The organism is Pseudomonadaceae bacterium SI-3 (assembly GCA_004010935.1).
GTDB lineage: Bacteria > Pseudomonadota > Gammaproteobacteria > Pseudomonadales > Pseudomonadaceae > Stutzerimonas.
Genome location: CP026511.1, coordinates 949,943 through 965,909, shown reverse-complemented (window position 1 = coordinate 965,909; position 15,967 = coordinate 949,943). Strand labels below are relative to the sequence as shown.

General features: G+C 61.6%; 12 protein-coding genes and 4 pseudogenes. 6 read left to right on the top strand and 10 right to left on the bottom strand.

The genetic code is table 11. From position 1 onward, the window contains the following. Positions 1–61 precede the first annotated feature (61 nt). Positions 62–400: pseudogene (locus C1896_04605) on the top strand (IS66 family transposase). Then, a pseudogene (locus C1896_04600) lies at positions 396–1,844 on the top strand (relaxase). The pseudogenes C1896_04605 and C1896_04600 overlap by 5 nt, the downstream one beginning before the upstream one ends. Positions 1,845–1,923: 79 nt before the next feature. Here the strand turns inward: C1896_04600 and C1896_04595 are convergent. The 4 genes and pseudogenes from C1896_04595 to C1896_04580 all read right to left on the bottom strand — a co-directional run bounded on the left by C1896_04595 (position 1,924) and on the right by C1896_04580 (position 7,827). After that, complete coding sequence (locus C1896_04595) at positions 1,924–4,575, bottom strand: excinuclease ABC subunit UvrA (protein ID AZZ44251.1); 2,652 nt, start codon at positions 4,573–4,575, stop codon at positions 1,924–1,926. A gap of 25 nt (positions 4,576–4,600) precedes the next feature. Continuing rightward, positions 4,601–6,466 (bottom strand): Na+/H+ antiporter NhaA, encoded by a 1,866-nt coding sequence (gene nhaA / locus C1896_04590; protein AZZ44250.1) that lies wholly within the window; start codon positions 6,464–6,466, stop codon positions 4,601–4,603. A gap of 53 nt (positions 6,467–6,519) precedes the next feature. Continuing rightward, positions 6,520–6,669, bottom strand: a pseudogene (locus tag C1896_04585) (recombination factor protein RarA). Positions 6,670–6,837: 168 nt separating this feature from the next. Then, the gene (locus C1896_04580) at positions 6,838–7,827 is read right to left on the bottom strand and encodes an NADPH:quinone reductase (protein ID AZZ47530.1); all 990 of its coding nucleotides are present in this window, start codon (positions 7,825–7,827) and stop codon (positions 6,838–6,840) included. A gap of 140 nt (positions 7,828–7,967) precedes the next feature. Here C1896_04580 and C1896_04575 point away from each other — a divergent pair, with 140 nt between their 5' ends. Both C1896_04575 and C1896_04570 read left to right on the top strand, forming a co-directional pair. Further along, positions 7,968–8,864: a LysR family transcriptional regulator gene (locus C1896_04575; GenBank protein ID AZZ44249.1), complete on the top strand. Its 897-nt coding sequence runs from the start codon at positions 7,968–7,970 to the stop codon at positions 8,862–8,864. 176 nt (positions 8,865–9,040) lie between these two features. Then, positions 9,041–9,238 (top strand): hypothetical protein, encoded by a 198-nt coding sequence (locus C1896_04570; GenBank protein ID AZZ44248.1) that lies wholly within the window; start codon positions 9,041–9,043, stop codon positions 9,236–9,238. 617 nt (positions 9,239–9,855) lie between these two features. Here the strand turns inward: C1896_04570 and C1896_04565 are convergent. Beyond that, positions 9,856–10,158, bottom strand: a complete 303-nt coding sequence (locus tag C1896_04565) for an antibiotic biosynthesis monooxygenase (GenBank protein ID AZZ44247.1) — start codon at positions 10,156–10,158, stop codon at positions 9,856–9,858. 63 nt (positions 10,159–10,221) lie between these two features. On the opposite strand from C1896_04565, the gene C1896_04560 reads away from it, so the two are divergent. Together C1896_04560 and C1896_04555 are read left to right on the top strand one after the other, a co-directional pair. After that, entirely contained in the window at positions 10,222–11,235 is a 1,014-nt protein-coding gene (locus C1896_04560) for an AraC family transcriptional regulator (GenBank protein ID AZZ44246.1), read from the top strand. Positions 11,236–11,439: 204 nt separating this feature from the next. Further along, positions 11,440–11,634: pseudogene (locus C1896_04555) on the top strand (IS5/IS1182 family transposase). 103 nt (positions 11,635–11,737) lie between these two features. Here the strand turns inward: C1896_04555 and C1896_04550 are convergent. From C1896_04550 to C1896_04530, 5 genes are all read right to left on the bottom strand, one after another. Further along, on the bottom strand, positions 11,738–13,072 hold the full coding sequence (locus C1896_04550; GenBank protein ID AZZ44245.1) for a DUF3422 domain-containing protein: 1,335 nt from the start codon (positions 13,070–13,072) through the stop codon (positions 11,738–11,740). A gap of 185 nt (positions 13,073–13,257) precedes the next feature. Beyond that, positions 13,258–13,656 carry a VOC family protein gene (locus C1896_04545; GenBank protein ID AZZ44244.1) on the bottom strand — a complete coding sequence of 133 codons (399 nt, stop codon included), beginning with the start codon at positions 13,654–13,656 and terminating at the stop codon, positions 13,258–13,260. A gap of 43 nt (positions 13,657–13,699) precedes the next feature. Then, positions 13,700–14,809 (bottom strand): S-(hydroxymethyl)glutathione dehydrogenase/class III alcohol dehydrogenase, encoded by a 1,110-nt coding sequence (locus C1896_04540; protein ID AZZ44243.1) that lies wholly within the window; start codon positions 14,807–14,809, stop codon positions 13,700–13,702. 59 nt (positions 14,810–14,868) lie between these two features. Then, positions 14,869–15,093 (bottom strand): regulator, encoded by a 225-nt coding sequence (locus C1896_04535; protein ID AZZ44242.1) that lies wholly within the window; start codon positions 15,091–15,093, stop codon positions 14,869–14,871. A gap of 60 nt (positions 15,094–15,153) precedes the next feature. Beyond that, complete coding sequence (locus C1896_04530; GenBank protein AZZ47529.1) at positions 15,154–15,897, bottom strand: SDR family NAD(P)-dependent oxidoreductase; 744 nt, start codon at positions 15,895–15,897, stop codon at positions 15,154–15,156. Between the last annotated feature and the right edge of the window lie 70 nt (positions 15,898–15,967).

The following is a 15,967-nucleotide window of genomic DNA, read 5'->3' as shown; positions in this document are numbered from 1 at the left end:
CTCCAGAGAGGGACGCGAAGCCCTTCAAGTGCTCTTCTACGGCCAACCTTCTTTAGGGGGCAGCCGCCACGGCGTCGACATCCCACGCCAGCCCCTGGCGCGTTGGGTGATCCAAAGTGGCGAGCAACTGCAACCGTTGCTCAACCTGATGCGCGACAAGCTGCTGGACTACCCCGTGTTGCACTGCGACGAAACGCGCTTGCAGGTGCTGCATGAACCGGGACGCGACCCCTCGGCACAATCCTGGATGTGGGTGCAAAGCGGTGGGCCGCCGGACAAGCCGGTGATCCTTTTCGACTACACAGCCAGCCGCGCGCAGGAGGTGCCGCTACGCCTGCTCGATGGCTACCGCGGCTACCTGATGACCGACGACTACGCCGGTTACAACGCCGTGGCTGCACGACATCGGCAAGGTGGCCGTCGATCTGCTGGTCGAGCTGGCAGACGGCTCGCTGTGGCATCCCTGGCACGGCCCGCTGCACCAGTCGTACCGCTTCCGCTACCGCGAAGACCGCGAGTACCGGTTGCACAGCGCCGCAACAGGGCTGCTCTACCGCCAATTGCTCGATGGTCCGCTCCTAGACTGGCTCAGCGGCTATCCGTCTCTGTGGGCACCATTGCTCTACGTCTTGGCCGGGCAGTACGAGCACGCCGGCGTGCTGGGTGAACTGGTCGTGCAGGCTGATCGCGCTTCTGTGGCACAGGAACTGGGCGGCGATCCCGCGCGCGCCATGGCCGCGCCCAGGCACGCGCTGCAACGCAAGCTGCTGGACGGGCTGCGCTTCCTGCTCAAGGAACAGTTGAAGCTGAATCAGCCGGAAGCCTCCGATGGCTGGCTCACTGAGGATGGGCTGTGGCTGGTGAGCAAGACTGTCTCGGACAAGCTGCGCGCGCACCTGCTGTCTCAGGGGATCGACGGCATTCCTGCGAACAACACCGCCGTCTTCAACGTGCTGCAGGACCACGGCATGCTCCAGCCTACCTCAGACGGCAAGGCGGTCTGGCGCGCGACCGTGACCAGTGCGACCGGCTGGTCCTACTCGTTCACCCTGTTGCGCCTCGCGCCCGCGCTGATCTGGGAATCCGGCGAGCGGCCAGCGCTTTTCGCAGGCACGGTGGCGATCGACACGACGCCAGCGGAAATCAACGGCAGTGCACCAGGCACACCGCCCGCGGTCGTGGGGCAGCCAGCACCCGAAGGTCAGGAGACTCCCCCTTGGGAATGCCCTCGCAGCGATACCGCCTTGCCGACTGCGGCCCCGCCCGTGCCCGACGTCATGGAGGACATGCTGCCGATGGTTGGATTGGATGGCACGGCCGACATGGGGAAGAGTGAAGAGCCAGTGGAGAAAGTCCCTGCCCAGCCTGACGTTCCTGCCCCAACCACAGCCGCAGCGTCTCCCTTGCCACTTACCCCTGCGCCTGGACCTGCATCAACTCCAATAGTCGCGATACCATCCGGGGAGCATTTCATGACGTGGCTGCAACAGGGAGTCGCCGCGCGGCGACTCATCATCAACGACGCCAAGGCGCTCGTGCATACGGTGAGCGACACCGCCTACCTGGTCAGTCCCGGCGTGTTCCATCGCTATGCGCAGGAACATCCCCAGGTGGATGCGCTAGCCAGGCAGGACAAGCAACAGGATTGGCAGTGGGTGCAAAAGCGCTTTGAGAAACTGCAGCTACACCGCAAGCACTCAAATGGCCTGAACATTTGGACCTGTGAAGTCACGGGCCCGAGGAAGTCCCGCCGACTGCATGGCTACCTCCTCGAAAATGGGTCCTTGGTATTCGCCGAAATACCGCCCAACAATCCCTATCTTGCTTTGACTCAGGAAGGATGACGCGACTCGGGCAGCGACCGTCACCACCGTGTGGCGACGATCAATGCCCCGCGAAGCTGGCAACATTTGGCGAACTAAGCTACTCGACCCGCGCCAACTCCCGTGCAAGGAACGGAGCGGTTCGGCTGCCAGACTTTCGGGCCACCTGCTGAGGGGAACCCGCCACCACGATGCTGCCGCCGGCAGCGCCCGCGCCTGGCCCTACGTCGATCACCCAGTCGGCTTGGGCCACCGCACGCATGTCGTGCTCGATCATCACTACGGTATTGCTGGCATCGACCAGGCGCTGCAACTGCACCAGCAGCCGGTCGGCATCCGACGCGTGCAGCCCGGTGGTCGGCTCGTCGAGCACGTACAGGCTTCGGCCGCGCTGGCTGCGCTGAAGCTCGGTCGCCAGCTTGATGCGCTGCGCCTCGCCACCGGAAAGCTCAGTGGCCGGTTGCCCCAGGCGCAGATAGCCCAGTCCGATGTCGCGCAGCAGTTGCAGGGGCCTTGCCACCGCGTCTTCACCCGCGAAGAATTCGCTGGCATCGTCCACGGTCATCTGCAGCACCTCGGCGATGTTGCGCCCGTTCCACTGCACCTTCAGCGTGGCCTCGTTGTAGCGCGCGCCATGGCAGGTCGGGCACGGCGCGTACACGCTGGGCATGAACAGCAGTTCCACGCTAACGAAACCCTCGCCCTCGCAAGTCTCGCAGCGCCCCTTGGCGACGTTGAACGAGAACCGTCCGGCATCATAGCGGCGGCGTCGAGCATCGGGCGTGGCGGCGAACAGCTTGCGCACATGGTCGAACAGACCCGTGTAGGTAGCCAGGTTCGAGCGCGGCGTGCGCCCGATCGGCTTCTGGTCCACCTGCACCAGGCGCTGTATGGCGTCCACATCGCCCGCCAGATGACCGCCAGTCGCTTCGATCACCGCCGGCCCTTCGCTGGTGGCGCTTTCGGCCGCATCGTCTTCCGGCTCGTGGCCCAGGTGCAGCAGCACCAACTCCGGCAGGGCCTGCGCGACGAGGCTGGACTTGCCGGAGCCGGAGATACCGGTGACGGCCGTCAGCACGCCCAGCGGAATGCGTGCATCCACGCCATGCAGGTTGTGGCGGTGGATGCCCTGCAGTTCCAGCCAGCCGGTCGCTTCGCGTGCCCGGCTTCCCGGCGCGGGGATCTCCTCGAACAGATAGCGGGCGGTGCGCGATTCGGCAATCTTGCGCAGGCCATCCGGCTCGCCGCTGTAGAGCACGCGGCCGCCACGCTCCCCAGCATCCGGCCCGACATCCACGAGCCATTGCGCGCGGCGCATCAGGTCCAAGTCGTGCTCCACCACGAACACCGAGTTGCCGGCGTCGCGCAGCCGGTCGAGTGCGTCGTACAGGGCCTGGCTATCGGAGGGGTGCAGGCCCGCGGAGGGCTCGTCGAGCACGTACACGACACCGAACAGCAGGGAACTCAATTGCGTGGCCAGCCGCAGGCGCTGCAACTCGCCGGCCGAAAGCGTCGGCGTGGCCCGGTCCAGCGTCAGGTAGCCCAGGCCTAGCTCGCGCAGTTGGCGCAGGCGCGCCATCACGCCTCCAGCCAGGCGCTGCGCGGCGAGGCGCTTTTCTTCCGATAGCGCCGAGGTGCGGCGCACGTCGGGCGATACCGCATGGACGGCGCGACCGGAGGCCGCGCGTTCGGCACGGTCGCGTCGGGTCGCTTCCTTGTCCGTAGCCGCCCCCGCTGCATGGGCGCGGAAATCGCCCTGGGCGATGGGTTCGAGCAAGGCCGCCAACTGGTCCAGCGGCATCTGCATGAACGCGCCGATGTCCACGCCGGCGAAGGTGACCGACAGCGCCTCGGGCTTGAGCCGCTTGCCGTGGCAGGTGGGGCACGGTTTGCCCTCCATGAACCGGGACACGCGCTTTCTCATCAGCGCGCTCTGGGTGTTGGCAAAGGTGTGCATCACATACCGCCGGGCGCCGGTGAAGGTGCCCATGTAGCTCGGCTCCATCTTGCGCTTGAGCGCGGCGCGGGTTTCGGCGGGCGTGAAGCCGGCGTACACCGGCACCGTCGGTGTTTCCTCGGTGAACAGAATCCAGTCGCGATCCTTCTTTGGCAGGTCCTTCCACGGTCGGTCAACGTCGTAGCCCATGCTGACCAGGATGTCGCGCAGGTTCTGGCCTTGCCAGGCGGGGGGCCAGGAGGCGATCGCCCGCTCGCGGATGCTCAGGGAGGGATCGGGCACCATGATGGCCTCAGTCACCTCGTACACATGGCCCAGGCCGTGGCAGGTCGGGCACGCTCCCTGCGGCGTGTTGGGCGAAAAATCCTCGGCGTACAGCATGGGCTGGTTGGCTGGGTAGGCGCCGGCGCGCGAATACATCATCCGCACCAGGCTGGACAAGGTGGTCACACTGCCCACAGAGGAACGCGCGTTGCTGGAGCCCCGCTGCTGTTGCAGCGCCACCGCCGGCGGCAGGCCGTCGATCGCATCGACGTCCGGCACGCCCGCCTGGTCGATCAGTCGCCGCGCATAGGGGGCCACCGACTCGAAGTAGCGCCGCTGGGCCTCGGCATAGATGGTGCCAAAGGCCAGCGAGGACTTACCGGAGCCGGAGACACCCGAGAACACCACCAGCGCGTTACGCGGGATGGAGACGTCCACCTCCTTGAGGTTGTTCTCGCGCGCGCCACGCACCTGCACGAGGCCGCTGGCCGCAGCGGTACAAGAGGATTCACCGAAAGAATTGTTTGGCATGTTCTTATCCTGTAGTTCGTCCCGCTCAGGACGGGACTTCCTGAGTCCGGGGGCCGCGGCGACTGGCTTCGAGCGCTGCGGTGACAGTGCGGGCGTCGTAGCTACCGCGCAGGCGGCGACCCTCGACGAAGAACGTCGGCGTGACATGCGCACCGCTGGCGACCGCACTGGCGAGGTCGCGCTCGACACGCTCGATCACCGCAGAGCTGTCGAGATCCGCGATGAACCGATCGACGTCGAGCCCAAGCTCTACGGCGTAGCCGATCAGATCCTCGCGCTCCAGCGCGTGCTGACGGGTAAACACGAAGTCCAGCCACGGCCAGAACATCCCCTGATTCGATGCCGCCTCGGACGCACGCGCGGCGATCGGCCCATGCGGGTGGTGCGGCAAATGGCGCACCACATACCGCAGGTCGTCCCCGAAGTGGGCGCGCAGATCCTCCCAAGAACCGGTAGCGTGCGCACAGTACGCGCACTCGAAGTCCACGTACTCCACCAGCGTGAGCTGCGCGTCCTCTGGCCCGCGGATGTGATCGACCTCGGGATCGACCGGCGGCTCAAGCACCATCGGCAGATCGGCGGTCTCCTCACCCCACCTGCGTGCGGCAACCTTGAAGATGAGCCACCCGAGCAACGTGGCGAGCATCATCGACACGAGCACGCCGACCGTCGCCTGGCGGCCCAGGTCGGAGGTCGTGCCGAACGCGAGTCCGATGATGAGCAGCGACACGGTGAACCCGATCCCGGACAGTGCCGCACCACCGAACACGCTCCCCATTCCGACACCCGCCGGCAGGCGCCCCAAGCCGAGGCGGACCGCGGCGAGAGTGATGAGCCCGATGCCCAGGAGCTTGCCGAGCACGAGCCCCGCGATGACGCCCCAGGTCACGGGCGAGCCGAAGGCCTCCGCGAGCAGCCCACCACGCAGGTCCACCCCGGCGTTCGCCAAGGCGAACACCGGCACGATCAGCAGCGCTGTCGGCAGCCGCAGGAACTCGTGCAGCCGCTCATTCACCGAGATACCCTGGGACAGCCCGCAGTCCACTGCGCGAGCCGATGCGGCACTCGGAGACTGCCAGAAGTCACGGAACAACTGTCTTGCCGCGACGACCTTGTGACGTTGCGTTGCGTAGGCGGGGATCAGGAGCCCCGCGGCCATCCCGGCGAGGGAGGCATGAATGCCGGAGTACACGGTCGCGAGCCACAGCACGATCACGATCAGCACATACGGCGTTGCCCGCCACTGGCGGGTGCGCCCCAGCAACCACAACCCGACGAGACTGGCGAGGGCGATCAGCAACGGGACGACGCGGATCTCCTCGCTATAGACGATGCCGATGATGGACACGGCGAGGAAGTCATCGACCACGGTCAGGGTGAGCAAGAACACGCGCAACTGACCGGATAGCCGCGGGCCGACGATCGCCAGGGTGCCCAGCATGAACGCCGTATCGGTACCGACCACCGCCCCCCACCCGCGCAGGCCCTCACTTCCTGCCAGCCCCACGATCAGGACATACAGCAGCGCGGGCAGCACGACACCCGCGACCCCCGCGATCAGAGCGAGACGGGCACGGCTGCGGTCCCTGAGCGACCCGTGGGCGAATTCCTGACGCACCTCCAGGCCGATCAGGAAGAAGAAGACGACCATCAGGCCGTCGTTGACCCAGTGATGCAGATCCATGTGCAGGCCCAATGGCCCAAAGTTGAACCCGACGTCCAGGTGCCACAACTCGAAATAGGCATCGGATAGCGGCGAGTTCGCCCACGCCAGCGCCACAACCGTGACGATCACCAGCAGCACCGCAGCCCCAGACTCAGTGCGTAGATAGCGGGCAACGCGTCTCCGTCTGATATGCGCCGAGGACTCACCGAAAGAAGAGGCTGGCATGTGCTTATCCTGTAGTTTGTGAGATCACGATGGGCAGGTTTCGGATGGACCGATCAGGCGTCCGCCTCTGGCGGCGTCTCATCATCGAGCGAGCGCAGCCAAGCGAGTCTTTCTCCCAGCCTGCGCTCAACACCTCTGTCCGTTGGCTGATACCAACCCGGCCGCGCCACGCCCTCGGGAAAATAGGTTTGCCCAGCGGCATAAAAGGCTAGAAATGGTGTCCACTTAAATCAGGTGGACACCATCGCCTTTGGCGTCGGGGCCAAGAAGGTGTGTTGGCCGGACGGATACACAGAATCGGCCAAAAGCGGTCATCAGGGCTGGCTTGAATCGGGGCCGAAGGATTACGCTCTCAGCCCCATAATTGCTGGTCAGACAGTTACCACGATCTTGCCGATCTGCTGATTGGCTTCAAGGAAACGATGGGCATCCTGGATGTCGCTAAGTGTGAATGTCTTTGCGATGATCGGGCGCAACGCACCGGACTCCAACCCTTGCAGAATAAAAGCCTTTGCTCTCTCTAGGGCTTCAGGGTCGGCCACAATCTCTGCGTAGAGATAGCCCTTCAAAGTCAGGCTTTTGCCCAGCACGGTAAACAGTGGGAATGGTGTCGGTTCAGAGCTAAGTGCGCCGTACTCCAGCAAAATTCCGCCCCGCGCCATGCTCTGCGTGAGAGGTTCCAAGGACGGCCCGCCTACAGGATCGAATACAACGCGAGCGCCTTGACCGGCAGTTATCGTCATAACACGCTCGACGATATCCTCTTCATCGCTGACGATGACATGCGCAGCGCCTGCATCAAGTAGGGCTTGCTTCTTCGCGTGAGTTCGAGTGATCGCAATCGATGTGGCGCCGACCATACGAGCCATTTGGAAGGCGGCCAAGCCAACACTGCTTGACGCGGCGGTAACGATGACAAAATCGCCCTGACGTAGCTTCGCCTGTTCAATCAATCCCCCCCAGGCGGTGACGTACTGCATCCAAGACGCCGCAGCCTCTTCAAAGGACAAGTTCTCAGGGCTCTTTACCACCAGGTGGGCCGGTACATTGGCCAACTCGCCGTAGGTGCCCCAGCGAGCAATATCCAGAGGTGGGATCAGAGCGACCGAGTCACCAATCGTGATCTCGGTTACGTCGCTCCCAACTGCCGTTACGATGCCTGCGGCCTCGTAGCCTAAGCGGCTGGGGAACTCCGCTTCTTGTAGGTATGCGTGATTGCGGAACATCACTTCGGCTCGGTTCAAGCCAAAAGCTTTAACACTAATTTGCACCTCGTTTGCTGCTGGTGCCGATACTTCCAGATCTTCCAGCTTCAGAACGCTGGCGTCACCGTATTCATGAATTCTGACAATGCGTGCCATCATAAATACCTCGTTTATCAATGGGCCTCGACGTACATCCGGAAGGTATCCGGGCACTCGAAAGGTGACAAAAATTTAGTCATTGGTTGGCGCTAGATAAATGCCTACGATGGCGTATTACTAGAAACAGAGTGTTTATAATGGATCGCCTGACCCAGATGGCCACGTTCGTCAAAACAGTTGAGCTGGGTTCATTCAGCGCCGCTGCGGACGACCTGAATCTGTCCCCTCAATTGGTAGGGAAACAGGTGAAAATGCTCGAACAACATCTGGGTGTTTCCCTGCTGCACCGGACTACGCGCAGGCAAAGCCTCACCGACTTCGGCAGGGCGTTCTACCCGCGAGCAAAACTGATCCTTGCAGACATGCAGTCTGCCGAGAGCCTGGCTGCCCTCACTCGGGGCACACCAAGCGGCCGCCTTCGCATCAACGCGCCGGTCACGTTCGGAATCCGCACGCTTTCGCCACGCCTGCTGGAATACATGGTTCGGTATCCTCAGGTGTCTGTTGACCTAACGTTATCGAACGAACTGGTCGATATCGTTGATGATGGTTACGACGTGGTATTTCGCATCGGCGAGCTGGCGAGCAGTGGGTTGAAGGCATTGCCACTGGAGCCCTATCAGATGGTTTTATGCGCTGCGCCGTCCTATCTTGCACGTCGCCCTCCCATCATCAATCCGTGGGATCTACAGCAGCAGGAATGTCTGGGGTTTACCTATTCTGATGGCCGCTCACACTGGAGCTTCGACAGCCCGGAGGGGCGTATAGATGTTCCTATTACAAGCAAATTAACGATCAATCAAGGTGATCCACTGCTGGCAGCGGCTGTAGCTGGTCTAGGCGTGGTTCTACAGCCGATAGAGTTGGTTAGCGATGCACTGCGCGATGGGACACTGGTGCGTCTGTTGCCGCAGTACCCGGTGCCGAATACCGCAATGCACATCCTCTATGCCCCTGACCGAAGAATGACTCCAAAGCTGCGCAGCTTCTTGGAGTTTGCGCGTGAGGCTTTTGGGCAGCGAGGCCCTCTCTAACGCACGAAAATCAATGTCTGCGCTATCCGGTATTCGTAAAGGACGACGATTACCGTGGCTCACCGGATATGACCAAGCACCCCTTGCTGAGGAAGTACCTGCTGTAGCACTTCGCGGCGGAAGTCGAAGAACTGAAAGATGCCATGTTCGTTGGCTTGGGGCCGTAGGTCCAGAGCGTGCTGGACCGCCTGATCCAGGAGCGGGTTCTGAATCCCGACCGGGTGATTGCCGGCATGCTGCACCCCTCCGGAAACTGCACCTACCGGATCAACTACCTCATCGGCGACAGAAGCGCGCTGGTCCCGCACGCCACCAGCCCTGTGCCTTACGACCAGGTCCGGCGAGCATTTCGGGAGCGGTTCGTCACCGCCTGATCGAACGTCGGATGAGTGGATGCTGACGCGGGTTCAATTCCCAAACGGGAATAGAACTGGCGCCCTGTCTGATGCGCTCGGTTGGTGACCCGACCAGGGCAGAACTGGTAGGATTGCGGGCATCAAGGCCCGGATTCCGCACCTTTCCGCAGGAGTTTGCAGCGGTCGCAAGGCGCTGAGTTACATAGGTTTGGCGCAGGGTTCCACCCCACCGAGCCCCTGCAGGAGTTCGAATCGTTACGCCCCCCCAGAAACCCTCACTAGCCCGAACGGCCCGGTGCTAGGTCGTTGATTTTCAACAAATCGCTCGATCGATCCGCGCTTGCGGACTGCGGACTTCCAATGGGCCGGAAATCTGGCTCGCCCAGACGGCTCTCGGTACCGACACGTTGCAAACAGTCGGTACTTCTCGATAACTACCCGACGAATCGGAACATCACAGCCAGCCCTGATGTTGCCCCTGCTTGCTGACGCAGCTTGGAAGTTCTGGCTGCAATATTGCCCCCCGTCGCTGTGGAAGGTAGCTCCCTGGGCAAGTGCAATCGAGGGGGGGATCGCTGCGTAGAGCTTGTGCCCCCCATCCTGCAGCGTGACCTGATTGGGTCAAGGCCGGGTTGTCATGCAGGCAGTTTGGCTGCAAGCAGTTCGACCTTCTCGATATTGGGCGGAGAACTGAGCAAGGTCGCGGCGTTGGCCATCAAGGCCGCGGCGATCTGGCCGTTCAGATGTGCTTGGCGACCTGCCTCATCGGCAAAGGCATCGAACACACCGAACGTCGAAGGGCCAAACTTCAATGCGAACCAGGCAGTGGTGCCGGACTCGGCGTTGGCGAGCGGCAGTGCGCTGGCCAGGAAGTCGGCAAGCGCAGCCTCCTGGCCGGGTTTGGCTTCGAGGCGAACAAACAGGGCGAGCTTGGTCATACTGTAATCCTTTGGGTAACTGGGTTAGATGAATGGATCGACGAGCCTGCAGTCTAAGTCTTCATGACAGCCATCTCTATAGACAATAATGACAACATTGATATCATTGTTGCCATGAAAATCCACATCCTTGTTTGTGATGGCGTGTTTGATCTGGGGCTTGCGGCGCTCACCGACACAGTGGGCTTGGCCAATGCGATGTCGGGCTCGCTGCCACAGGCTCCCGCGCACATAGAGCTCACGCTGGTGGGCGTGCGGCGTCGCATCCGAACTGCGCAAGGCTTGACGGTCCCCGTGGTCACTGCGCGTGGTGTGCCGGAACCAGACGTCGTGCTCGTGCCCGCGTTTGGTGAAAAGATGCCTGACACGCTCTCGGCTCGGCTCACACGCCCCGACGTGCCCGATGCGGTCGCCGTGCTACAGCAGTGGTCCACCGCTGGCGCGCACCTTGGTGCCGCCTGCTCCGGTAGTTTCTTGCTTGCAGAGAGTGGCCTGCTTGATGGGCATCGTGCGACGACGTCATGGTGGCTGGGGCCGATGTTTCGGCAGCGCTATCCGAACGTCACGCTGGACGAGTCACGCATGATCGTGAACTCGACACGCTTCACTACCGCGGGTGCCGCTTTGGCCCACGTCGACCTGGCCTTGCGCATCATCCGGGGGCGCAGTCCGGCGCTGGCGGCCCTAGTAGCACGCTATCTGCTGGTCGAGGCACGCAGTTCGCAAGCCGAGTTCGTGATTCCCGACCACCTTGCGCATGCCGACCCGATGGTGGAGCGCTTCGAATGCTGGGCCAGACGTCGGCTCGCGAAGGGGTTCTCGCTGGCCGAAGCGGCCTGCGCCGCGGGCACAAGCGAGCGCACCTTGGCGCGGCGGCTGCAAAGCGTTTTGGGCAAGACGCCGCTGTCGTATTTCCAGGACCTGCGCGTGGAGCATGCCGTCCATCTCTTGCGCACCGGAAACGCGAGCGTCGACCAGGTCGCCGCACAGGTCGGGTACTCGGATGGGGTGACCCTGCGGGCCCTGTTGCGCCGCAAGCTGGGCCGGGGTGTCAGGGAGTTGCGACGCGGTGGATGACCAGAGGCGTTTGGTGTATGTACGGCTGGAGACCACCGGGAAACTGACGCAGGCCAAACGGCGCATTTGGACCTGATAAAACTACTGCGCCACGTTATTTGAACTGGTTTGCTAGGGTCTGTTGCCATTTCGCGCTAACCCATTGATCTATAAGAGCAAGCCCGTATCGTTGAAGCTCTGACCCAACATCGATACGAGCTTGCAATGCCCCGATTACTGCTCAGCGATGAGCATTGGTCGAAGCTGCGGGAAATTCTGCTGCACAAGGCCATCTACAACAAGCGTGATCTACGAATGACCGTGGAGGGCATGCTGTACCGCATGCGCACGGGATGTCCCTGGAGAGACCTGCCCAAGGCGTTTGGCTACTGGAATAAGGTCTACAAACGCTTCAATGCAGGCCGCAGCGGTACAAGAGGATTCACCGAAAGAATTGCTTGGCATGTTGTTCTCCTCTGTTCAAACGGACGGCGCAGCTATCGCGCGCCAGGACGGCAGCTCGTCAGGAAGATTTCTCTTCCGCCGCCGTGTCGCTGTGGGCGTGTCTTATCCTGCGGACGATCCACCAGATCGTCAGCATCACCGCAGGTACCAGAACCGCCATCACCGGCGCCACGCTGTCGTGAACGATCGGAATGCCCTTGAGCAGGTAGCCGAGAAGACTCACGACGTAATAAGAAATTGCCGCGACCGACAGGCCTTCGACGGTTTGCTGAAGGCGCAATTGCAACTTGGCCCGGTTGTTCATCGAAGCCAGCAGATCGCGGTTCTGGCGTTCAAGTTCGACGTCGATCCACGAACGCAGCAACGCGATGGCTCGGGTCAGTTTGTCGGAGAGCTTGGCCTGGCGCTCCTTTACGGATTGGCACTCCCGCATGGCTGGAGCGATGCGACGCTGCAGGAAATCCGCCCAGGTGCTGTATCCGGATACGGCCACTTCTGAAAGCGCAGCCAGCCTTTCCTCGACGATCTCGTAGTAGGCACGGCTGGCGCCGAAGCGATAGAGATTTGCCGCGACGCCAGCTTCCAGTTCGGCGGCCAGACCTGTCAATTCGGAAAGCAGCACGTCGCTATCGCGGCGTTCTACCAAATTCGTACACATCTCGTCAGTGATCGCAGCAAGGCGCGACTCCATGTGTCGCAGCTCCGACGTCATCGATCGCGTCAACGGCAGAGACAGCAACGCCAAGGTACGGTACGTCTCGATCTCCAATAGAAGTTGAGCCAGCGCACCTGCCCGCGCCGGGGTCAAATCACGAGCAAGGATGAGGATCTGCGTCAGGCCATCCTCATCCTGTCGGAAGTCGGTCAAGATGGCGGCAGAGCCGTTCTCTACCAACGAGTAGCACAGGCTGGCAGGATCGAAGCGATCAGCCTCCTTCTCCGTTTCTGGTATCCACGGAAGAAGTCTCAAGCGGATGCCGGATATGACCGGGCCCGGAGGAACAAATCCATGTTTGAAGGGATTTTCTCCGCAAGGCTCTCCCGTCTTGGAATCCAGCGAAGCGCACCAGAGATACGTAGAGAACTCGGTGTGCTTTTCACAGTGAAGGTCTCCCTCATCCCATGTCATGCCGTGTAGCGGCGTAGCGTGGTCGGGCTCGGCAACGCCGAAGCGATGAGACAACTCGCTCATCGCCATCTGATCCCTGGTCTGGTCACCTTCGGTCATGAAAGCGAGCTGCAATATACCGCGGGGGGCCTCAAGCAACAGATGCGGGCGCGCATGCACTTCACCCACGGCTGCAGCACGATCGGCATAAGCCGGCATGCCGTACACGGTGGCGGTTGGGGTGGGTTGTACGGTCGTCGTATTGATATTGGCCGGCTCTTTCATAACGACCTCATTTCTCATTGGTTGAAAAGCACGCTTCAAAACAAATGCCCGCAGCCATGCGTTTCACACATGGCTGCGGGCCGATCTTCATGAGCATGCACCGCGTTACGCAGTCCGTCTAACAGGCTCGCCGTATAATAGAGGCTTGTGCTGACCCTGTCAGAACGCTCTCAGCTTCCTTGCTTTCAGACGAAGGTGTACGAGCAGACCTTGTTGCCCGCCGGATCACGCAGGTAGGCAGCATAGGCACCCGGCAGGTGACCACGTGCGCCAGGTTGGCCCTCGTCAGTGCCGCCTGCGGCAAGGCCGGCGGCGTGGAAGGCATCCACTTCAGCGGGAGTGGCGGCCGCAAAGCCGATCGTCACGCCGTTGCTGGAAGGCGCTTCACCATTGCCCGGGCGGGCGATGATGAAAGCCGGCTTTTCGCGACCGAAAAGTACCCATCCGTTGTTGAAAGGACCGAGGTTCTTGATGCCAAGAGCACCCAGAGCGGCGGCGTAGAACGCGACCGACTTCTGAAGGTCGGCAGCGCCGATAAAGATGTGCGAAAAGATGCCATCGCCAGAAATGACAGGAGTGGACATGATTAATTTCCTTGGTGGTTGGCGTTGAATGGGTAGTGGGCGATCAGTAGTGGATCACCGTGCGAATCGACTTGCCTTCATGCATCAGGTCGAAGGCCTTGTTGATGTCGTCGAGGCCCATGGTGTGGGTGACGAACGGGGCGAGATCGATCTCGCCTTTCATTGCGTCCTCCACCATGCCGGGAAGTTGAGTGCGGCCCTTGACCCCGCCGAAAGCCGAGCCCTTCCAGGTGCGACCGGTGATCAACTGGAACGGGCGCGTCGAAATTTCCTTGCCTGCACCAGCCACGCCGATGACGATCGACTGGCCCCAGCCACGATGTGCTGCTTCCAGTGCCGAGCGCATCACGTTGACGTTGCCGATGCACTCGAAGGTGTGATCGACACCCCAACCGGTCATCTCGATGAGAACCTCGTGAATCGGCTTGTCGAAGTCCTTCGGGTTGAGGCATTCGGTCGCGCCGAAGGTACGAGCCAGCTCGAACTTCGCTGGATTGGTGTCGATGGCGATGATGCGACCCGCCTTGGCCTGGCGTGCCCCCTGAATCGCAGCGAGCCCGATGCCGCCGAGGCCGAAGATGGCCACAGAGTCACCCGGCTGAACCTTGGCCGTGTTGTGAACAGCGCCGATGCCGGTGGTCACACCGCAACCCAGCAGGCAGACATGCTCGGGATTGGCGTCCGGGTTGATCTTGGCCAGCGAGACTTCGGCCACCACCGTGTATTCGCTGAAGGTCGAGCAGCCCATGTAGTGGTAGATCGGCTGGCCGTTGTAGCTGAAGCGGGTGGTGCCATCGGGCATCACGCCCTTGCCCTGGGTGGCGCGCACCGCCACGCACAGGTTGGTCTTGCCGCTCTTGCAGAACAGGCACTCACCGCACTCGGCGGTGTACAGCGGGATCACGTGGTCACCCGGCTTGACCGAGGTCACGCCCTCGCCGACCTCGACCACGATGCCGGCGCCCTCATGGCCCAGCACCGCCGGGAACACGCCTTCCGGGTCCTCGCCCGACAGGGTGAAGGCGTCGGTATGGCAAACGCCGGTATTCGTGATCCTGACAAGCACCTCGCCCTTGCGCGGCGGCTCGACGTCGATCTCGACGATTTCCAGTGGCTTTCCAGGCCCGAAGGCAACTGCTGCACGTGATTTCATGATGGCGCTTCCTTTACTAGCTAACTAAATTTTCCCTCACCGAGGGCACCCTGGTGCCTCTACCGCAGGTAGGAGCGGACGATGGAGATGGTCTCGTCAATGGACTTGTTCTGCGAATCGCTCCTGATTTCGCTACTGGGAAACTCTTCCCGTAGATAGCTCTCCATAACCGTTGCCATCAATCCGTTGTCAGCCCCACGAACAGCTGCAAGCTGCTGAAGAATTGCAGGGCATTCAGCACCTGCATCGAGCGCTTGCTTCTTTTCTTCCGGGCCATGTGGCACTCACCGCTTTTCACTCCAGATAAGCGGGGCCTGACGCCGAAGAGACAGGCCCTCAACTCATTAGAATTCCTGCACGGTTGGGCGCAGAACGATCTCGTTAATATCCACGTCAGCAGGCTGCTCAATTGCGAAGGCGATAGCTCGAGCGACCGATTCGGCGGGAATTGCATGCTTGTAGAAGTCCACCACGAAATCGCGGCTCTGTTGGTGGGTGCTGCCGAATTTCAGTTCGGAGTCCACGGCGCCCGGTTCGATAGTCGTGGTGCGGATGCTGCCACCGACTTCGTGACGCAGTCCTTCGGAGATAGCCCGCACAGCAAACTTGGTGCCGCTGTACACGGTGCCACCTGGGCTAAACACCTTCAGGCCTGCAACCGATGCGATGTTGATGAAGTGACCACTGTTTTGTTTCTGGAAGACTGGCAATGCAGCCGCGACTCCGTACAGCAGACCCTTGATGTTGATATCGATCATGCGATCCCACTCGTCAGTGCGAGCATCGCTGAGCGGTGCAATCGCCATCAGTCCGGCATTGTTGACCAGTACATCAATGCGACCGTAGGTGTCCACGGCACCTTGAATGAGCGTTTTGACCTCTTCCTGAGAGGTAACATCGGTCTGATACGCGATTGCCTGACCACCTGCATTGGTCAGCTCAGCCACCAATGCGTCGAGTTTATCTTTGCGACGTGCAGCCAGCACTACGCGAGCGCCAAGCGCAGCAAGGTGGCGTGCAGTAACCTCACCCAGGCCGCTACTGGCACCGGTGATAACGACAACTTTTCCAGAAATGTTATTGCTCATGCTGAGAACCTCATCGGCGGGTTTGTACTTCGCCATGGCTGGTTAACCTGGCAGTGCGCAAACTTTAGAC